This window comes from Bacillus sp. FSL M7-0558 (assembly GCF_038003245.1).
GTDB classification, from domain to species: Bacteria; Bacillota; Bacilli; order Bacillales; family Bacillaceae; genus Bacillus; species Bacillus pumilus.
Map to the genome: position 1 here is coordinate 3,386,394 of NZ_JBBOOU010000001.1, position 18,654 is coordinate 3,405,047.

The 18,654-nt window shown below is 41.3% G+C and carries 21 protein-coding genes and 1 pseudogene; 10 read left to right on the forward strand and 12 right to left on the reverse strand.

Going from position 1 to position 18,654, the window contains the following annotated elements; genetic code table 11:
• Nucleotides 1-204 precede the first annotated feature (204 nt).
• On the forward strand, nucleotides 205-1,533 hold the full coding sequence (locus MHB79_RS17225; RefSeq protein WP_340990332.1) for an LLM class flavin-dependent oxidoreductase: 1,329 nt from the start codon (nucleotides 205-207) through the stop codon (nucleotides 1,531-1,533).
• A 38-nt stretch (nucleotides 1,534-1,571) separates the two neighbouring features.
• Here the strand turns inward: MHB79_RS17225 and MHB79_RS17230 are convergent, their stop codons facing one another.
• On the reverse strand, nucleotides 1,572-2,456 hold the full coding sequence (locus tag MHB79_RS17230; RefSeq protein WP_003214906.1) for a LysR family transcriptional regulator: 885 nt from the start codon (nucleotides 2,454-2,456) through the stop codon (nucleotides 1,572-1,574).
• A gap of 150 nt (nucleotides 2,457-2,606) precedes the next feature.
• Between MHB79_RS17230 and ssuE the strand changes: the two genes are divergently transcribed.
• The 8 genes and pseudogenes from ssuE to MHB79_RS17270 all read left to right on the forward strand — a co-directional run bounded on the left by ssuE (nucleotide 2,607) and on the right by MHB79_RS17270 (nucleotide 8,113).
• Entirely contained in the window at nucleotides 2,607-3,158 is a 552-nt protein-coding gene (gene ssuE / locus MHB79_RS17235; protein ID WP_050944466.1) for an NADPH-dependent FMN reductase, read from the forward strand.
• On the forward strand, nucleotides 3,142-4,167 hold the full coding sequence (locus MHB79_RS17240; RefSeq protein ID WP_212045653.1) for an LLM class flavin-dependent oxidoreductase: 1,026 nt from the start codon (nucleotides 3,142-3,144) through the stop codon (nucleotides 4,165-4,167). The genes ssuE and MHB79_RS17240 overlap by 17 nt, the downstream gene beginning before the upstream one ends.
• Entirely contained in the window at nucleotides 4,167-4,421 is a 255-nt protein-coding gene (locus tag MHB79_RS17245; protein ID WP_003215313.1) for a glutaredoxin family protein, read from the forward strand. Before MHB79_RS17240 ends, MHB79_RS17245 begins: the two co-directional genes overlap by 1 nt.
• 26 nt (nucleotides 4,422-4,447) lie before the next feature.
• A pseudogene (locus MHB79_RS17250) lies at nucleotides 4,448-5,011 on the forward strand (GNAT family N-acetyltransferase).
• A gap of 13 nt (nucleotides 5,012-5,024) precedes the next feature.
• Nucleotides 5,025-5,786, forward strand: coding sequence for an amino acid ABC transporter permease (locus tag MHB79_RS17255; protein ID WP_340990334.1), 762 nt, complete (start codon nucleotides 5,025-5,027; stop codon nucleotides 5,784-5,786).
• A gap of 17 nt (nucleotides 5,787-5,803) precedes the next feature.
• Nucleotides 5,804-6,646, forward strand: a complete 843-nt coding sequence (locus MHB79_RS17260) for a transporter substrate-binding domain-containing protein (RefSeq protein ID WP_003215163.1) — start codon at nucleotides 5,804-5,806, stop codon at nucleotides 6,644-6,646.
• 16 nt (nucleotides 6,647-6,662) lie between these two features.
• Entirely contained in the window at nucleotides 6,663-7,373 is a 711-nt protein-coding gene (locus MHB79_RS17265; protein ID WP_212045654.1) for an amino acid ABC transporter permease, read from the forward strand.
• Entirely contained in the window at nucleotides 7,370-8,113 is a 744-nt protein-coding gene (locus MHB79_RS17270) for an amino acid ABC transporter ATP-binding protein (protein ID WP_226804310.1), read from the forward strand. The genes MHB79_RS17265 and MHB79_RS17270 overlap by 4 nt, the downstream gene beginning before the upstream one ends.
• A gap of 92 nt (nucleotides 8,114-8,205) precedes the next feature.
• On the opposite strand, the gene MHB79_RS17275 is transcribed toward MHB79_RS17270, so the two are convergent.
• From MHB79_RS17275 to MHB79_RS17285, 3 genes are all read right to left on the reverse strand, one after another.
• Nucleotides 8,206-8,706, reverse strand: coding sequence for a YwgA family protein (locus tag MHB79_RS17275; RefSeq protein WP_106032095.1), 501 nt, complete (start codon nucleotides 8,704-8,706; stop codon nucleotides 8,206-8,208).
• Nucleotides 8,707-8,736: 30 nt separating this feature from the next.
• Nucleotides 8,737-10,038, reverse strand: a complete 1,302-nt coding sequence (locus tag MHB79_RS17280) for an HD domain-containing protein (RefSeq protein WP_007497716.1) — start codon at nucleotides 10,036-10,038, stop codon at nucleotides 8,737-8,739.
• 170 nt (nucleotides 10,039-10,208) lie between these two features.
• Complete coding sequence (locus MHB79_RS17285; protein ID WP_003215259.1) at nucleotides 10,209-10,430, reverse strand: DUF1450 domain-containing protein; 222 nt, start codon at nucleotides 10,428-10,430, stop codon at nucleotides 10,209-10,211.
• A gap of 238 nt (nucleotides 10,431-10,668) precedes the next feature.
• On the opposite strand from MHB79_RS17285, the gene MHB79_RS17290 reads away from it, so the two are divergent.
• Entirely contained in the window at nucleotides 10,669-11,469 is an 801-nt protein-coding gene (locus MHB79_RS17290; RefSeq protein ID WP_340990337.1) for an RsfA family transcriptional regulator, read from the forward strand.
• A gap of 34 nt (nucleotides 11,470-11,503) precedes the next feature.
• Here MHB79_RS17290 and MHB79_RS17295 read toward each other — a convergent pair whose 3' ends face one another.
• From MHB79_RS17295 to MHB79_RS17330, 8 genes are all read right to left on the reverse strand, one after another.
• Nucleotides 11,504-11,737 carry a DUF5970 family protein gene (locus MHB79_RS17295; RefSeq protein WP_340990339.1) on the reverse strand — a complete coding sequence of 78 codons (234 nt, stop codon included), beginning with the start codon at nucleotides 11,735-11,737 and terminating at the stop codon, nucleotides 11,504-11,506.
• Complete coding sequence (locus tag MHB79_RS17300) at nucleotides 11,734-14,010, reverse strand: glycosyltransferase (protein ID WP_268492351.1); 2,277 nt, start codon at nucleotides 14,008-14,010, stop codon at nucleotides 11,734-11,736. The genes MHB79_RS17295 and MHB79_RS17300 overlap by 4 nt, the downstream gene beginning before the upstream one ends.
• A gap of 124 nt (nucleotides 14,011-14,134) precedes the next feature.
• A complete protein-coding gene (locus MHB79_RS17305) occupies nucleotides 14,135-14,980 on the reverse strand; it encodes a lipoate--protein ligase family protein (RefSeq protein WP_253622057.1) in 846 nt (281 codons plus the stop codon).
• 167 nt (nucleotides 14,981-15,147) lie between these two features.
• On the reverse strand, nucleotides 15,148-15,540 hold the full coding sequence (locus MHB79_RS17310; RefSeq protein WP_340990343.1) for an SMI1/KNR4 family protein: 393 nt from the start codon (nucleotides 15,538-15,540) through the stop codon (nucleotides 15,148-15,150).
• A gap of 162 nt (nucleotides 15,541-15,702) precedes the next feature.
• A complete protein-coding gene (locus tag MHB79_RS17315) occupies nucleotides 15,703-16,146 on the reverse strand; it encodes an SMI1/KNR4 family protein (protein WP_050944474.1) in 444 nt (147 codons plus the stop codon).
• Complete coding sequence (locus MHB79_RS17320; protein ID WP_340990345.1) at nucleotides 16,146-17,933, reverse strand: T7SS effector LXG polymorphic toxin; 1,788 nt, start codon at nucleotides 17,931-17,933, stop codon at nucleotides 16,146-16,148. Before MHB79_RS17320 ends, MHB79_RS17315 begins: the two co-directional genes overlap by 1 nt.
• An 11-nt stretch (nucleotides 17,934-17,944) precedes the next feature.
• Nucleotides 17,945-18,223 (reverse strand): YwqI/YxiC family protein, encoded by a 279-nt coding sequence (locus MHB79_RS17325; RefSeq protein ID WP_321999880.1) that lies wholly within the window; start codon nucleotides 18,221-18,223, stop codon nucleotides 17,945-17,947.
• Nucleotides 18,216-18,626: a YwqH-like family protein gene (locus MHB79_RS17330; RefSeq protein ID WP_309216061.1), complete on the reverse strand. Its 411-nt coding sequence runs from the start codon at nucleotides 18,624-18,626 to the stop codon at nucleotides 18,216-18,218. Before MHB79_RS17330 ends, MHB79_RS17325 begins: the two co-directional genes overlap by 8 nt.
• Nucleotides 18,627-18,654: the final 28 nt, after the last annotated feature.

Sequence of the window (18,654 nt, forward strand, 5' to 3'; positions counted from 1 at the left end):
TTTGGTCTGGGTCATTTACTTAATAAACTCCCATGGTTTTAAGAAATGATGTCATGGACTCAATGACACATCTGAAAGAAACAAAAAATGATATTAGAAAAGATAAAGTCATACTTTACTGATACCAATTATACTTCTTTACGATTCTACCTTATGATGAAAAACATAAAACATGGCTATTTCAAAACAGAAGGGACGATCCGCATGTCTGAAAAAAAGCACATACAATTTGGATTAATGTTACATGGTCCGGGAGGTCACATGAATGCGTGGAAGGATGAATCAGTTCCAGCAGATGCAAGTGTTAATATTGATTACTATCAAGCGATGACAAAAAAGGCAGAAGCAGCGGGTTTCCGTTTTGTCTTTGTCGCAGATGGCTTATATATTCATGAACATTCGATTCCTCATTTCTTGAACCGATTTGAACCATTAACCATCTTATCCGCTCTTGCTGCAGTCACCAAACAAATTGGACTTGTGGGGACCGTATCCACTTCCTACAGTGAGCCCTTTACCATTGCCAGACAATTTGCCTCCTTGGATAAGTTAAGCAGAGGCCGGGCAGGATGGAATGTTGTGACTTCACCGTTAGAAGGTTCTGCTGAAAATCACATCATCCGTTCTCATCCTAGCCACTCCCTTCGATACGAAATTGCAGAAGAGTATTTACATGTAGTGAATGGGCTTTGGAGTTCATGGGAAGAAGATGCTTTTATAAGAGATCGTTTAACAGGTGTCTTCTTCGATCGAGATAAACTGCACACATTAAACCATCATGGGAAACACTTTTCTGTCAAAGGTCCTTTAAATATTGAACGATCTGAACAAGGGCAGCCCGTGATTTTCCAAGCAGGTGCTTCAGAGGCAGGAAAAGATCTAGCCGCAAAAGAAGCAGACGCTGTATTTACAAATGCCGATTCACTTGAAAAGGCAAAAGCCTATTACCGTGACGTGAAAAATAGAGCCGAAGCGCTTGGTCGAAAACCATCCGATATCAAAATATTCCCTGGCATCCACCCGATTACGGGGAAAACAGTCGAAGAAGCAGAAGAAAAATATGAAGCCATTAAACATCTAGTCTCTATTGAAGAAGCCCTGCATTACCTCGGCAGATTCTTTGATCATTTGGACTTCAGTCAATTCCCGCTTGATAAACCTTTTCCTGATATAGGTGACGCTGGTTCAAACAGCTTTCAATCTACAACAGAATCCATTAAAAAAATGGCCAAAGAACAAAATTTGACCTTAAGAGAAGTCGCTTTACAAGTGACCACTCCAAAAAGTGCCTTTTTCGGCACTTACGAACAAGTGGCTGACAAATTGATTCAATGGATCGAAGAAGATGCCGCAGATGGATTTATTTTTGGCGCTCCGATTCTAGCTAGTGGTTTATCCGAATGGACAGAGCATGTGATCCCGATTTTGATAGAAAGAGGATATTATGATCCTAATTATCAAGCTCATACCCTTCGCGAAAATTTGGGTCTGCCTATTAAGAAGAATCAGTTTCTTAAACAAACCGTAAAATAAACATGAAAGAGGGGTCAGCACAAAGGCTAACCCCTTTTTCATGTTGTTCGATGCAATCGATTTTCAATGAGATCAATAAACTGGAGTACAGCTCTTCCAGGCGCATCATTTGTTTTCCTCAATAGACCAACTGGCGGGGACACTTGAATGCCCTTTATTTCTAATACCTTTGTACCGGGGAGTGTAAAAGAATGGGCGGTTCGAGTAAAAAGAGACACTCCTAATCCAGCCTGAACATAGTGTTTATGGGACATGCTGCTCGTAATCTCTAACTTATTGTAATTGCTCCCAATGACGTTAACGATTTGTTGTTCAATTTGGATGCGGATGGGGCAATTGTGAGGTGTGAATAATATGGTTTCATTTTCTAAATCTGTTACCTCCGCTGCATCTTTTTCCGCCAATCGATGGGAAGACGGAACCAACAAAACAATATCATCTTGAAAAAGCGGCTTATAGCTATTTTCCATCGAAGCTTCTGGTGCGCCGCAAATTGCAAAATCAATCTCATCATGGGAAAGCAAGGAACTCAGTGTATTTGCATCTGCTACTTGCACAGAAAATTCTACATTCGGAAACCTTTCCTTGAATTCTGCAAGAAGCGATGGGAACTCTAAGCTGGCTGTGGGCTCAGAAACACCGATGCGAATGAACCCCGCAATGCCTACCTCTAAATCTTGGAGCGTTTTCGTCAGTTTCTCATATTCATTGAGTAAAGAATTGGCTCTTTCATAAAAAAGCTGTCCTGATGCTGTTAACTTTAAGGTCTTCCCTCTTTCTAGAAGCTTCTCTCCAATTTCCTCTTCTAAATGTTTGATGTGCAAAGTAATGGTTGGCTGAGAATAATTCAGCGCTGCTGCTGCTTTTAAAAAATTTCCGTATTTCACGATGGTGGCAAAAGTGCGTATCGCTCGAATCTCCATGAAAACCCCTCTTCTCCCTGTATTTTAAATATCTGAATCGTGTATTTATGATTACTAATTATACTTTTCTATTGGTTTGCCTTATTATAATTTATATTATCAACTATTCCAAGTTGTTTAGACGGAATTATAAGAAATGGAGGAGACGAATTGACGAAAGTAACGATTATAGCAGGAGGTCATTCCGTCCAATCTCGATTAACGGGTGTCCTGCAGCATATTCAGCAGCAGTTAACATTCAATGGAATAGATGTACATACCATTCAAGTTCACCAGCTGCCTAGCAGCGCACTAATAGGAGCAGACTTTTCAAACGAAGAGATTGTCAAGGCCATTGAACTCGTGAATGAGAGTGACGGTGTCATTGTGTTAACGCCTGTCTACAAAGCGTCATTTTCCGGTATTTTAAAAACGTTTTTAGATTTACTTCCCCAAAAAGCATTACAAGGAAAACCCGTCCTTCCGTTCGTTTTAGGAGGAACCTATGGTCATCTGCTCGTCATTGAATATGCTCTTAAACCGATTATTCACCAACTTGGTGCAACAGTTGTTCAATCTGGTGTGTATGTCGTGGATCAACAGGTCAAAAAGCAGGGTTCAGATAATTATTTAATTGATTCAGATGCCATAAACAGGTTAAACCTCGCATTATCTCAATATCAAAGTCTGATAGGAGGAACAGCCAATGTCGATCACCCTTAGTATTCTTGATCAAAGCCTTGTCGGTGAAAACGAGAACGCAGAGGCGGGCATTCAGCATACTGTCAGATTAGCTGAAGCAGCGGATCAGCTTGGCTATCACAGGTTTTGGGTGTCTGAACATCACAATAACCCTCAAGTAGCAGGTTCATCCCCTGAAGCCCTTGCCGGCTATCTATTAGCAAAAACGAGCAATTTGCGAATTGGTTCTGGAGGTGTCATGCTACAGCATTATAGCCCATTTAAAGTAGCTGAAACATTTCATGTACTGGCATCACTAGCGCCTGGCAGAGTCGATTTAGGCGTTGGGAAAGCACCAGGAGGGCTGAACCTCTCGACACAAGCACTTCAGGAGGATTATCAAGCGTCACGGAAAGATTTTTCTCAAAAATTAGTAGATCTCAAAACCTACCTTACGGAACAATCAAATGAATTGAATGCTCAGCCCATCCCACGTTTGTCACCCGACATCTTCCTTTTAGGGGGAAGTACGGAGAGCGCTAAATTCGCAGCAAAACTCGGAATCTCCTTTGTATTTGCCTTCTTTATTAATGGAGATGAAGCATTATTAAAAGAAGCAAGGGAGACCTTCCAAACATATCAAAAAGCGGGCACTCGCCAGCAGTTCCTTCTCGCCATCACCGTTTCCGCAGCCGAAGATCATGAACAAGCACTCTTGCACATCAAACAAAAGGAAACAGTAAAGGTCTCCTTTTCCGATGGAAGAAAGCTCAATGTCACATCAATAGAGGATGCAGAAAAGCTAGTGAAAGGAACGAAAAAAGAACACTACAGCATTCACGTACAAAAAACCGGCTATACCGCTGGCACAAAAGAAACTGTTCATCACCGGCTGACTGAGCTGGCCGAGACATACGATATCAATGAATTCATCGTACTAACTCCGATCGTAGACATTGAGGCAAGAATTGCGTCTGTCACATTGTTAAAAGAAGCGTTTAACCATGAACAAACAGCAGCTAAAAAAATAAATCACGAGGTGAACGTCTAATGTCAAACAGTCAAAAAATCATTTTATGGAGCAAAAATGGATGCAGTTATTGCAAGGACATTCAATCCTATTTCAACGAACAGCAGATCCCTTATTCAACGATTGATGTCACTGAACATGATGATTACAGAAACATTTTAGAGGAAAAATACGGCGTCCGCTATGTGCCTGTAGTTGAGATCAGTCATGACCCCCACGTGTATCAAGCATTGTTGAATCCAGATATCGAGACTTTAAGAAAAGCAATAATCTGACATTACATTTTGAATGGAGGTTTGTCATGAGTCGAGATATTTTTCGTATCGCTACCGAAGAAGATGCGCCAGCCTTTTTAGAATTGCTGTCCAGTGCATTTAAACCACTTGGGGAAATGGGCATTGATTGGCCATCCACGAACGCCACACTTGAAATGGTCATAGAAAACATTACACAGTCCGCTGCCGTTGTTTTAGAACGAGACGGGCGGCTCATATCAACCATCACCATCCGTTTTCCTTGAGAGAGTACGCAACCGGTCTCAGGATATCCATTTGTTTGGTGGTTTGCGACAGCTCCTGATTTAGCAGGGCAAGGGATTGGAAACAAGCTGCTCGATTATGTGGAAAACACCTTGCTCCGGCAAACATATAAAGCGTCTGCATATACACTGGGCACTTCTGGCCGGAAACACCCTTGGCTTTTAGACATGTACGAACGAAAAGGATACACAAAATATATTGAACGTGAAGCCGAAAATGGTGACTTAGGTATCTTGATGTATAAAGTACTTATCCCAGAACGGTTCGATGCTGCCATATTAGGCGCGCCACCCGCAGAAGAAAAAGTCGAAACGACTTCTACATAGGAGGTGATTCAACATGGGTGAGTTTTTCAAATGGGAGTATGTGGTCACACTCTTCCCTAAAGTATTATCAGCCCTTCCGACCACCTTGCTGATCGTTTTATTTGCCACTTTGATTGGCAGCTTTCTTGGATTCATCCTTGCTTATTTCCGAATTGAGCGCATTCCTGTCCTGCATCAGCTCAGTGCAATCTATGTCTCATTTATTCGCGGAACACCTATCCTTGTTCAAATGTTTATTGTCTTTTATGGCCTACCAGGTGTGCTCGCAACAATTGGCCTTGATATCTCCATGTGGAACAAATTGATCTTTCTTTATATTACATATGGACTCAATACTGCTGCCTACTTTTCAGAAATATTCCGATCAGCCTTATCAAGTGTCCCAGCATCTCAATATGAAGCGGCTGCCTCGATTGGGCTGACAAAATGGCAGATTTATAGAAGGACACTCATTCCTCAAGCAGGAAATATCGCACTACCGAATATTGGTGTGGCCATCGTCAACTTATTACAAAATACCTCTCTCGCCTTTACACTGGGCGTAATGGATATTATCGGAAAGGTTCAAACATTAGGGGCATTATACTACCGCGTATTAGAAGGATACTTTATTGCTGCCGTCATTTTTATAATGTTAAGTCTGCTGCTAGAAAAAGCGTTTGACCTATTGGAAAAGTGGATCAATACACCGAAAACAAGAAAACAGCGTCAAGCAACGTTCGTTTCCTTAAAAAGAGCGGAAACGGCCTTTACAGTCGAAAAGCGTGCGAAGTAAAACGAGGAGGATTTCACATGAAAAATAACAAACAATTCAAAAAACATTCCATCATCGGTCTGCTTACACTTGGCTCATTGCTGCTTGCTGCCTGCGGAAATACGGAACAATCGAATGAAGTCAAAGCAGAAGCAACGAATAATGATCCAGATGCGAAAGAAATCATCGTTGGCACAGGGAACGCTTACCAGCCTTTCGTTTACTTAGATGAAAACGGCAAATTAACAGGCTATGAGAAGGCTGTATTAGACGAAGTCGATCAGCTGCTTCCACAATATCAGTTTAAATATGAATCCTTTGAATTTAAAAATATTCTGCCCGCTTTAGATGCTGGTAAAGTAGATCTCGCTGCCCATCAATATGAAATCAATGATGAGCGCCAGAAGAAATATCTATTTGGAAAAGTTGGCTACACAGACTATACAAGCTATGTGGTTGTTGATAAAGCATCCGGTCATGATTTTCAAAGCCTGGACGATTTGGCAGGACACAAGGTACATACTTCTACAGGGAGTAATTTCGCTTATCTGCTAGAACAATATAACGAAAAGCACGATCGGAAAATTGACATTGTCTACGGAGATGGCGGGAACGAAATTCTAGTCAAAAACCTTCAGAATGGCACAGTCGATGCAGCCTTGCTCACAAAGTATGACGTCAATAAGCTAAACAAACAGTTCAATGCCAATCTTGTGACATCTGGAAAGCCTGTAAATGTATCTAAAACGTACTATCTTTATCAAAAAAACAATACAAAACTTCAAAAAGACATTGATCAAGCATTACAAAAGCTGATCGATAACGGCAAGCTCGCTGAATTGTCTAAAAAAATATTGGGCGGAGACTTTACTACATCATAAGAAAGGAGCGATCTGAGTGGATTTTGATGTTGCCTTTATGCTGCAGGCCTTTCTAGCTGCACTTCATTATTTGCCAACAACTCTGCTGTTAGGCTTTCTACCGCTAATATTTGGCTCTGTCTTTGGATTTGGTATTGCCCTTATCCGTTTTTATCAGGTGCCTATATTATCTCAATTGTTCAAATGGTTTGTGGCTATTTTTAAAGCAATTCCTGTTGTTCTAATTTTGCTCGTATCTTATCTTCTTTTTTCAGACTCGCTAGATCATTTGGCTGCATCTCTTTCTCTTCAGATTCGTTTCAGTGATTTGGACAGACGATGGATTGCCATTTTCGCCCTTACTTTATATGCCGTAAGCGGGTTATCCGAAATATTTCGAAGCTCTCTTGCATCTATTCCAAAGGGTCAATTCGATGCCGCATTATCCGTTGGTTTCACCAGCAAACAGGTCTTAAGAAGGGTCATCATTCCACAAGTCTTTCCCATCTCCCTTCCACTTCTGAACAACATGCTGATCAGTTTAATCAAAGCCTCTTCTCTCGTCTCTATGGTGTCTGTGGTCGATATTTTAAACGGCGCTTTAATCAAAGCCAATGTGAACTATCGTTATCTTGAAGCATACATCGCCGTTGCCCTGATTTACTGGGCACTGTGCGCCTCTATTGAAGCCATCACAGCCGCATATGAGAAATATGGACACAAAAACAAAAGGAGACGATTGGCATGATTAACATAAAACAGGTGCATAAAGCGTTCGGCAAGAACAAGATTCTAAAAGGAATTGATTTATCAGTGGAAAAAGGCGAAGTGGTTGTCATATTAGGTCCGAGCGGTTCTGGGAAATCAACCTTTCTGCGTTGCTTGAATTTTCTTGAGCGTGCGGATCAAGGAGAAATTAGCATTGATGACACGACTGTCAAGTTCAATCAAGCCAAGCCTAAAGCCATTCTCGCACTTCGAAGAAAAACCGCCATGGTCTTTCAGCAATACGATCTATTTCTTCATAAAACAGCACTTGAAAACGTCATGGAAGGTTTAGTCATTGCCCGTAAACATCCGAAAGATCAAGCCTATGACACAGCTCTTCAATTGCTTACAAAGGTTGGATTGCTAGAGAAAAAGGATGCTTATCCGCATCAATTATCTGGCGGACAGCAGCAGCGAGTTGGCATTGCACGGGCACTGGCTTTAAATCCAGAAGTCATTTTGTTCGACGAACCGACCTCTGCATTAGATCCCGAGCTTGTAGGAGAAACGCTTGATGTCATTAAACAGGTAGCGCAAACCGGGGTCACCATGATAATCGTCACGCACGAGATGAGCTTTGCCTATGATATTGCCGACAAGGTGATTTTCATGGAGGATGGGGTCATCGTCGAATCAGGTACGCCGGAAGAAGTCTTTGAACAGACGAAAGAAGAACGTACAAAACAATTTTTAGCGAGATTCTCTTATCACCATTCATAAAATACAAGTCGATCCATGCGGTCGACTTGTTTCTGCGCAAAATAAAAACCAGTCTGTTCTAGCCATTAGCCATCACACACTGGTTCTTCTCGTTAGTTCAATTCCTTCAACTGATCAATATAAGCAAGAGCATCCTCAAATTCTTCGTCCGTATAGCGCTGCTTGCTTTTAATGGTGAAGACCTTTTCCTTTACCTCATCTTGTGGCAGATCATCAAAGTATAAAATCGTAGAGACGAGCTCTAGGAAACGAGACGACTGCTCGTTCATCTGCTTCGTCAGCACTTTGAGGTCAGGCATGTCCACTTCACACTGATCGAGAAACTCTTTCCCATTGTCCGTCAGCGAATAGCGATATTGATAGTATCCGCCTTTTTTTTCCTTCATTTCATCCAAGAATCCAAGGTTGCACAGCTCTTCAATTCTGAGCGTCAACTCCTCTGAATAGGGGCCATAAAAGTGAAAATCGTATTTCTCGTAAAAAGGCAAATCTAGCTTTTTTGCTATGTAAATCATCTTTTGCAGCTTCTTCCGTCCAACGATTTCCCCGGATTCAGAGAATACCTTCATCAACTTTGCATGCTCTTTCAACAAATTCCCGACATCTCCTTTTTCAGTACTTCCTTATCCCAATCCAAGCAGCTTCATGATCGCCTTCTTTTCTTCAGCTTTTTCCGACATATCTACAATTAAGTCCATCGGGAAATAAAGTTTATGATCGGTTCTTCGTTTACCGGAAATGGCATCAACAATATCTGACTGTCTCGACAGCTCTTTAATATGACCGCTTTGCGTCAAAAGGTGGATCGGCAGTCTCTCTTCTTCCTCCCCTGGTCTGTAGAAGTCGTATGGCAAGTCAGAGGAAGAGTCGACGACTAAATAATAGTCAGGATCAATGCCTGCCTCCTTGAACAAGGCGGTCAGCTTGAAATATTTCGTCATTTCTTCATTCGGATTAAACTCTGTATATTGGAACAATCGGCGGTTCATAAAACGGCGGCACAAATCAGCCAGCACGTGATCTTCTTCATCTTCCCACGCCTGAAAATAAAATAAGACAATGGATTCATCCAGTTTAATATAGTCCTCTGTGGTGACATTCCCTTCAAAAATCGAATAAAAATGAACAGGGGCATGTGTGAAAATATAGCCCGTTTCATGCAGCTCTTTTGCACGATGGAGAATTTTCGTTAAGATGACTTCTGCACTGCGTGTCACTGGGTGGAAATAGACTTGCCAATACATTTGATAGCGGCTCATAATATAATCCTCGACCGCATGCATCCCGCTCTGCTTCATCACAATCTGATCTTCTCTCGGACGCATCACGCGCAAAATACGCTCCATATCAAAATGGCCATAGCTGACGCCTGTATAGTAGGCATCACGCTGCAAATAGTCCATACGGTCGGCATCAATTTGACTTGAGATCAAACTGACCACCTGTTTGTTTTGATACGTTTTGGCAATGACTTCAGCCACATGCTTCGGGAAATCATCACTCACCCGGCGAAGCACTTCATTGACTTCGGTTTGCCCTAAAATAATATCTCTTGTAAACGATTCATGATCTAAGTGGAAGACCTTTTCAAAGGAATGAGAAAATGGTCCATGTCCGAGGTCATGAAGCAAAGCCGCACTCAGGACAAGCTCGCGTTCTCCCTCATCCCATTCCGGCCGTCCTTTGAATACATCATCCACAATCCGTCTCACAATCTCATATACACCGAGTGAATGATTGAAACGGCTGTGTTCTGCACCATGAAACGTCAAATAAGTGGTTCCTAGCTGTTTAATTCGGCGCAGGCGCTGAAATTCTCTTGTTCCTATTAAATCCCATATTAATGCGTCCCGTACATGAACATAACGGTGCACAGGATCTTTAAATACCTTTTCCTCAGATAATTTCCCTTTTGGATACGCCATCGTTTCGTCCCTCTTTTTTTAAGACGTGTTTCTATTATATCGGGTAACTTTTCCCGAAAACATCCTTGAATTTGCTCGTGAATGTGTTCTCAACGATTGCATGGACGTAAAAAGCCCGACCTGACAGGGACGGACCTCTTTTTAGGTCGACTGAACACATTCAGTGACATTTATTTGACTTTTTTTTGAACCTTTTCGAGTAACTCATCTTCTGTTGGTGCGGATAATGGGCGATTGTTCACAAACGCAAAAGCCTTTTTTCGTCCTGGACCACAATAGGATTGACAGCCAATTTCAATTTTTGCATCAGGGTCAACCGATTTGAGTCGAGGCAGCAACGTCTTTAGGTTCGTCGCATCGCAATCGTCACATACGCGAAACTCATTAGCCATGGTCTTACGCTTCCTTTCAATGATGAACTTCATTTTATATGAAACAGTTGGACAACCAAGAGTCATAATATACCACCCAACATTGTACATCGAAGCGGCTGGACTTGCAAGACGCATTGTAAACGCTGAGACGCGCTCATTAAAAAGCTAGTATTTTCCACTATCCTTTTAGCAAACTTGTATAAACCTTCTTGAACTTGGCTAATCTAATACCATCAAATCATATGGGGGTTTAAACATGTCAAAACAAAGACAAGATGCTTGGTCAGAGGAAGACGATCTCCTTTTGGCAGAAACCGTCTTACGTCACGTCAGAGAGGGCAGCACACAGCTGAATGCGTTTGAAGAAGTAGGAGACAAGCTAAATCGCACCTCAGCGGCATGCGGTTTTAGATGGAATGCTGTTGTGAGGCATCAATATGAAAAAGCTTTAGCCCTTGCCAAAAAGCAGCGGAAACAACGGATGCGCGCACTCGGCAATGGTCAGCCTGCAAAGAAACGATTACTCTATCAGCCGCAAGTAGAAGAAACGGTCATGCAAGAGGAATTCTCACAGGAGCTGGAACCAGCGCAGGAAGAAACGTTTGCACCAGCATCTGAAACAGCCGAGCAGCTCCAGTTTGTAGACCAAAGCTACAATGAAGAGTTAGCTAGTTTATCACATTTATTGTCACAGGCTTCTCATGTCGCAGAGAAAAAGCCAGAAGCCAATCCTTTTAGGCAGCAACAGGATTTAACCATCGAAGATGTCATTGATTTCTTGCGCCGCTATGAAGGCGATGGACAGCAATCCTCTGCCTTACGCATGGAAAACAGCCGGTTAAAACGAGAAAATAACGAACTTTCAAATAAAGTCACACAGCTAGAAGCAGAAGTGAAAAAGCTTGAAAAGGATCAGCTCACGATTCAAGAAGATTATGAAACACTCGTCAAAATCATGAACCGTGCAAGAAAACTAGTTTTGTTTGAAGAGGACGACACTGCCGCTCCAACCTTTAAAATGGACCGAAACGGCAACCTCGAAAAAATGGCAGAATAACAAAAAGTGCTCCCCATATGCGGGAAGCACTTTTTTAAATGCCTAAAAATAGCATCACACTAAAAAGAACATTAATCAAAAAGACGAACATAAAAATATACCTGACTTGTCTCACCTGAAAATCACCAAATATAAAAAGATAAAGACCTGCGATACCAAGTGTCAGGACAGGCTGAAGAAACGGCACCATTAGTGAAATACCGTAGCCGGCTCCCATGATGACAGGAAGCCATAGTAAATAGAGGTAACCGCCGTTTTTTGATTTCAAGAAACCACTCCCTCTCTTTCTTCTATCTGCTTGATTTCAGGTTGAATAAACTTGAGTCCGACAATTGTGCGGCCGCGCCTTTTTGAAGTCCAAACGGCAATTGCCGGCTGATCTGTCAGAGATTCTGCGTCAATGGTGATCAGCACTTTCTCATTTAATTCAATTGAAGCTTCAGACTCGATTTTGCATCCAGATAAACTAATATCATGTATGTTCACCGGCACCTTCTCTTCTAACCGGCCCTCATAGGACAGCGTGCCTGCCACACCTTGCAAAGGCCTTCTCATCCATTTTCGCTGCAAGGCCTTTGGTACCTTCTTCGTTTCTCTTACAAAGCGGAGAAATGTCCGAACAGCATAGGATTTTTTCTCACGATCCGTTATCGATACATGCTCTCGTGTGAATAGGAAGCGGATCAGTGATAGATACTCTGATTTTTGTGTGTCAGTAAAAGCAACACCAACCATCAGCTTGTCTCCCTCTGGATGGCTCCAAACCACATCACACGCCACACTTTCATCCTCTGAAAAGAACAATTGCGTTTGTCCTTGATAAAGAGAAGAAGCTTGATCCAATGGAATGGATAGACGCGCACCTGAATCACTCATATCTAGTAGAAAACAAGCAATCGACTCATCTTGATGATCAGAATGAAGCTGTCCCTCTTTTTCAATGACAAACCGCTCTGATTTTCGATAACGCGGACGGTCAAACGCCACAAGCAGTGCCATGAATAGACCTGCACCGTTATACATCACCCAAAATATATTAATCAACATGAGATCAGCATTCATCGTCCCATTTACCTTCACATCGTATCCTATTTTCACTAGGACAAGCAATGAGAGCAGCAAAAAGATCAAATGGGGAATCATAGTTTTCAAATGAAAGTGTCTTTTGTCCGTTTGAATTCCCTTTGGTGTGACAAGAAATTCCACTCTCTTTTTGAAAAACAGCTCACTTAAAGCCACACCAGCCAGGTGGAATGCCATAGAGCTTTCATAAATATGACTCCAAAACATGCTTCTTTTTTGATTCGACACTAGTTTAAATGCTAAATAGGAACTAAAGAACGCCGGTAGCCAGAACATGAAAATGGACTGGAAATCTGCCCAGAAACTTTGAATACCAAACAATAAAAACAAAATCGGTGTGAGAATGTAAATCATTTTAAACAAACCGTTAAACCAATACACAATACCATCTAAATAAAGAACTCGCTGCATCAGCGTTAAGCCACGAACCTTCAAAGGATTAAACTTACGGGCACACTGAATGTTCCCTCTCGACCACCGATCTCTCTGCTTTAACAAATCCAGCCAGCTTTCAGGTGCCAGACCGACGGCTAATACTTCTCCGACAGACACAGATTTGAACTTTCCTTGGAGTAGCATTCCTGTCGCCATGTCTTCTGTAATCACCCCAGTAGCAAATCCGCCAATTTCATCTAAGGCGATTCTTCTAAATACTGTATTACTTCCGACATACATCACAGCATTAAACCGATCCTTCCCAGCTTGGAGGGTTTGCATGAAGAAGTCCTGCTCATTTGGAATTCGATCCTTCGAGAACATATTATATTGGAAAGGATCTTCGTTATAAAACGCCTGTGGAACTTGAACAAACGCCGTCGCTCCATCATGAAAGTAAGGCACTGTTTTTTCTAAAAACGAAGGAAGGGGGACCATATCCGCATCAAGTGTGAGAATCAGCTCCCCATTCGTTTGAGACATCGCATGGTTTAGGTTACCCGCCTTCGCATACTTGTTATCTGTTCTTGTCAGATAATGAACACTAAACTCAGAAGCAAGCTGCTCTACAGACGCCCGCTTGCCATCATCACATAAATAAATGTGGACTTTGTCCTTTGGATAAGAGAGATTCACACAACCTGCAACAGTGCGTTTCAGCACTTCAATCGGTTCATTATATGTAGCTATGAAAATATCAACTGTTGGCAGCCTGTCAAGATCACTGATCATGACTTGTTTCCGATTGGAAGGCTTCCAAACAAGTGTATAAAACACAAGCAGCTGTAAAAACCCAATGCATTCACAGGCAACAAGCAAAATACCCATCACAATATTAAAAATACCTTCATGCGGCAGTGTAAAGAAAAGACGCCAGCAAATATAGGCGGCATTTGTTAACACACAGAGCACAATGATGATTTTTTTAACAGTAGTGGCCACCGGCTGAATACGATACATTACATACAGCACAGATAAAACACAAAGCATAAACAGCGGGTAATACGTGGTGAATAATGACAATACATTTTCCTTCTTTCTTATGTCATAAAAGACTATTGCATAAAAAAATTCATAACGAAGGAAGGGATTCTTTCATTACAGTGCCCCTCCGTTTCTATTTGACTATCCTAACTTTTCAAGATTTTTAAGAGAACACCTTTTCATTCCGCTCAATCATCCGCGTCATGTTTTTTTCAAACTCCAGCTGTTCTTCTGCGTTCAGTCCTGACGCTGTCAGCTGATCACTGAGCGTTTGAAGCTCTTCTAGTAAAAGACGCATAAGAAGTGCACAATCAATTGGTTCTCCAGTTAATTCTGATAAAGAAGCCATCGTATTTGGCTGTATATCAGGAAACACAGCCTTCACTTCTTCTCGTTTGTCCTTTAAAGCGGCGTCATAAAAACGGCGGATCAAGTCGGCACGTTCCCGCCCGCTTCCATCTGCACACAAATAAATTTGCACAGCGACTCCACCGCGTAATCTACGCTGAGAAATGCCTGCAAATTTCTTTCCATTGATGCTTAGATCATAGCTGCCCGGACAATAAGAGCCGACAATCTCATAGGCTTCAATGTCCACCTCATACTTAGACAGCATCCGGCAGACCAATTCCACCATCGCATCATACCCGCGGTCAATATCAATGCCCTTCTTTTGTTCCGCAAAGATTAACGACACATTTAAGACACCTTCATCCAGCACCACAGCAAGACCGCCTGAGTTACGTACAATGACGCGATACCCCTCTTCCTCAAGCAGTTTCACACCATCTTGGAGAAATGGAAGTCTTGTATCCTGAATTCCAAGCACAATTGTATTGTGATGCACCCAAGAACGCGCAGTCGCTGGTGAGAGTCCTTTCCCGACTGACGCACAAAGCGTATCATCCATCGCAAAGGATTGCTTCGGGTCCACATAGAGACCTAGGCTCGATTGATCTATGATTCGCCATTTCGGCTGTGTCAGTAACTCAATAGGTTCATTTTTCATGTCCTGCATATCCTCTCGTTCATAAACTGTGTTTATTATAACATGGGATGAATGGAGGGAGAATTAGAGAGATCGTCAAAAAAGCTCCATGACATTTGACGTCACAGAGCGTTCAGTTGGATGATTCAGTTTTACTTTTCAGTGATTCATGTATTTGAAGGCTGTGATCATTCAATGATACATCCCCTACTCACCCACTCCAGCAAGTTTTCAGTCACCAACTCTGCATGCTGAGGGTCCATTACACCAGCATCCACAATCCACACCTTTTTCTCCTCTTCGGCCTGACGCATGAGAAATACTCGCCCGCCGCCATCGTCGCCAATCGCTATATAGCCTCCTGCATACCGCTGAACCTCCCACGTTGCATTTCGTTCCGTAATGTCCTCAGTGCCGTATAGTAGGACATCGCCACCAATGGAACATCCATTTGTCTGTTTCAGCAAGTTTTTATAAGCATCGGGTAGCACCATGTTTAGTTGGGATTCTGCCTTTTTGATGTTTATATCAGTTTCTGGATTGTTGATGATTAGGCCTGGGATTTGGGATAAATCGACCATTTGGATCCTCCTAGATAAGTGCTATGTTTATGAAGTTTTGCTTTATCTTTAGATTTACTTAACAGGTCACTCAATCCACAATTATATTCCAATTTATGAATTTCCCCTTGTCCAATTCTCATATATTAATTGATCAATGGCAAAGTAAATCTTGAAAGGCTTTTAATAGTCTACTAGTAAATCTAGATAATATTTATCATCCTCTTGGATATTGGTTAAAAACTCCTCTAAAGAATTAGCGATTTGGATATCATAATAGTATATTGCGCTTCTATCCTTTTCATTCAATTCAATTGACATTAAAGCTGTCTCATTTGCTTCAAAAAATATTAATTTGTTATTCTCAAATTCATCATAGATTTCAATGTCTGGATAGAATTCAAAATCATTAGCCCTTAATCGAAAGTCTCTTACAGAATAAGGGTCCATAATACGATTAATGTTAAACTCAGACCCATTAATAAAACCGTAACCTACCTCTATATAAAAATTAATTAACTCCTTGGGAAACTTTAAATCAAGTTCCTTTTCAACATCTATTATTTCTTTTTCAGTTACTAAAAAAAAACTATTTTCTTCGTTTTTCTTAATAAACTCATATCTCATTATTTTTTAACTCCTTTAAATAATGTATTTGCTGGTGAACCTGCACCATGTATACCAGCTTGATGCTCATTTGGAAATTTTGCAGGATGCATATTCCACCATTCATGCTCCCCTCCAAAAGTATTTTCAATTATATGGTGAGCATCATACTTATCTCCTTTTTTTCTAATTACTTTACCGGTTTTTTCCGAAATAATATTTTCATTATACACTGGCCACTTTTGTCCAGTATTTCTTTCCCAATCTTTGATTACTTTATTTTTCAAACTGTCAAATTTCGCCCGATGCTTAGCCGTTTCTATGGGTGACATTTTGTTATACTCTTTATTTCTTAATGCTGCTTTCAAATTATCTATTTGGTTTTTAGGTAGCTCTCTTCCTGTTCGTCCTTCTATATCCCTAACATATTTTCTTATTGTGTTAGAATCTATCTTGCTCCCTGTACTAATAGTAACCCTTTTCACCGCATTCTTCCCTTGATCCATCTTAAAAACATATTTCCCTACCTTCACTATTTTAGCGATTGGGATAATTGAAGCTACGGACAGAACTTGGTCTGTTCTGCTGATGTTTTGGCTGGTTTCTGGGTCTTTGCCAGTAACGGCTCGATATCCGTCGTAGATGCCGCTGTATTCTAGGATGATGTTTTCGGCTGTTGAGACGACTTCACCGTCTAATATGCGTTTCGCGTTTCCTCGGCTGCGGCTTTCTGGGATTTTGTCTACTTCTTCTATTCTTACTTCACCGTTCGCGATATACGTTCGGATGATTTGTTTATTGGCGTAAACGGTGTATCGGCCGCCAATAAAATCAATATCGGATGAATCGGTGACGACTTCATCTGCGATATCGAATTCTTTTAATTTTTTAATGCCTTTGACGTTGTATAGTTTACCATTTATGACCCTGATGTCTCTATGAATCTTGTTTTTCCCGTTCACGGCTTCCCTTTGCAATGTCGTAAGGGATGGGTCGTTGACTGTGACTTGTTTGTTGATGTGTTTATGTGTGTCATCCAGAACAACCGTCTCCACATTCGTCTGTTCTTTCTCTCTCAGCTTCTTCAGCATGATCATCATCGGGTTGTCTTTCGGGTTGTCTATTTTGCCATTCAATCCACTGATGGTGCTGTTCACTTTTTCTTCTTTTCCATCTTTGAAAATAGATCCCTTTTGATAGCTCATGATGTCGATTTTTGGGCCGGTGAACATGGTACTTAAGGTATTTATGTATTGCTTCATTGTTTGAAGGGAGCTTGTGGTTTCATGTAAAGCGCTTGTCTGCTCTCTGTCAAATGCATGAAGCAGACCAATGGTTCTTGATGTCTCAAGCCATGCCTTTTGATAGTTCTGCTGAAAAGCTGATTCGTCTACATTTGGTAATTTAACAATATGACCAACTCTGCCAATGGCTTGGTTCACCTCTGATACGATTTCAGAAATCATTCGTTCAGCTTTTTTTAAACCTTGATCAAGTTCGTGTTCAATAAATGCTTGTGATATAAAGTCATGCCCGTTTGATTCAAGTGCATGAAGCGCCTGTTTTGTGCTTTTCAGCGCAGTGCTGTATTCCTCAATGACGACCTGAAAGAATTGCAGGAAGGGAATATGACATTCTGTATAAAAGGAGCGGATGGCTTGTCCCGCCTCTCCCTTTAGTGCGCCATCAAGTGAAATGATGTGATGGATTTGTTTTTCTATGGAGCTGATTTGTTGTGATTGCTGCTTTAATGTATTCAGCGTTTGGTCAATTCCGTTTATTAGCGCAAAGGCGTCAAGGGTTTTCATTGCGTTCTCCTTTATTTTCTTTTATTGCTGGAGGCAAGCGCCTTGTCCGTTTCAATCATGGTGTTCACCGCTTGTTCTGTTTGTACAAGCTGTTTCTGAAGAATGCCTATGTAGGATGTACTTAATTCGTTCAACTGTTGATTGATTCTTTCTAATGTATCTGCTGCTAGGAGCTGGTTTCTCCCTTTGATGGTTGTTGGAAGTTTTGTATTCATTTGAGCGCCTGATTGTTTGGTATGTTGTAAAACTTGTTTGATTTCACTGGCATCTATTTTGATTTCTCTACTCATGTGACTTCCCTCTTTTTTCTTCCAATTGTTTCTGCTTTTCTCTCTCTATTTTTCTTTCAACGGAATGGATCTCATGTTCTAACGAATGGATTTCCGATTTTAGGTCACTGATTTTCTCATCAATTCGATTCACTAGATTGGTCAGTTGTACACCTTTTATCTCTTGACTGGCGGATGCCATCTCGTCTCGAATGTCATCAAACGTATCTGCAAGAAGGCCAAACCATGTATGTGATGTCAGATCTGGATGAGTGATTTTTTTACCAGCATCTGCCAGAGACAATTTTGCTTCTTTTATTTCTTTTCGACACATGCTCAGTTCTATGATTTGTTCTTTTTTTATGGATATGTCTGCCTTTAACGAATACAAGGCTGTTGTATAACCGATGATGGCTCCAGACATCGTCAAACACCTCTATTCCTTAAATAGT

Excerpts from the sequence above, each read along its gene's own strand:
- MHB79_RS17225 (WP_340990332.1), top strand. The coding sequence starts at position 205 with ATGTCTGAAAAAAAGCACATACAATTTGGATTAATGTTACATGGTCCG.
- MHB79_RS17230 (WP_003214906.1), bottom strand. The coding sequence starts at position 2,456 with ATGGAGATTCGAGCGATACGCACTTTTGCCACCATCGTGAAATACGGA.
- MHB79_RS17240 (WP_212045653.1), top strand. The coding sequence starts at position 3,142 with ATGTCGATCACCCTTAGTATTCTTGATCAAAGCCTTGTCGGTGAAAAC.
- MHB79_RS17245 (WP_003215313.1), top strand. The coding sequence starts at position 4,167 with ATGTCAAACAGTCAAAAAATCATTTTATGGAGCAAAAATGGATGCAGT.
- MHB79_RS17255 (WP_340990334.1), top strand. The coding sequence starts at position 5,025 with ATGGGTGAGTTTTTCAAATGGGAGTATGTGGTCACACTCTTCCCTAAA.
- MHB79_RS17260 (WP_003215163.1), top strand. The coding sequence starts at position 5,804 with ATGAAAAATAACAAACAATTCAAAAAACATTCCATCATCGGTCTGCTT.
- MHB79_RS17270 (WP_226804310.1), top strand. The coding sequence starts at position 7,370 with ATGATTAACATAAAACAGGTGCATAAAGCGTTCGGCAAGAACAAGATT.
- MHB79_RS17280 (WP_007497716.1), bottom strand. The coding sequence starts at position 10,038 with ATGGCGTATCCAAAAGGGAAATTATCTGAGGAAAAGGTATTTAAAGAT.
- MHB79_RS17285 (WP_003215259.1), bottom strand. The coding sequence starts at position 10,430 with ATGGCTAATGAGTTTCGCGTATGTGACGATTGCGATGCGACGAACCTA.
- MHB79_RS17290 (WP_340990337.1), top strand. The coding sequence starts at position 10,669 with ATGTCAAAACAAAGACAAGATGCTTGGTCAGAGGAAGACGATCTCCTT.
- MHB79_RS17305 (WP_253622057.1), bottom strand. The coding sequence starts at position 14,980 with ATGAAAAATGAACCTATTGAGTTACTGACACAGCCGAAATGGCGAATC.
- MHB79_RS17310 (WP_340990343.1), bottom strand. The coding sequence starts at position 15,540 with ATGGTCGATTTATCCCAAATCCCAGGCCTAATCATCAACAATCCAGAA.
- MHB79_RS17315 (WP_050944474.1), bottom strand. The coding sequence starts at position 16,146 with ATGAGATATGAGTTTATTAAGAAAAACGAAGAAAATAGTTTTTTTTTA.
- MHB79_RS17320 (WP_340990345.1), bottom strand. The coding sequence starts at position 17,933 with ATGAAAACCCTTGACGCCTTTGCGCTAATAAACGGAATTGACCAAACG.
- MHB79_RS17325 (WP_321999880.1), bottom strand. The coding sequence starts at position 18,223 with ATGAGTAGAGAAATCAAAATAGATGCCAGTGAAATCAAACAAGTTTTA.
- MHB79_RS17330 (WP_309216061.1), bottom strand. The coding sequence starts at position 18,626 with ATGTCTGGAGCCATCATCGGTTATACAACAGCCTTGTATTCGTTAAAG.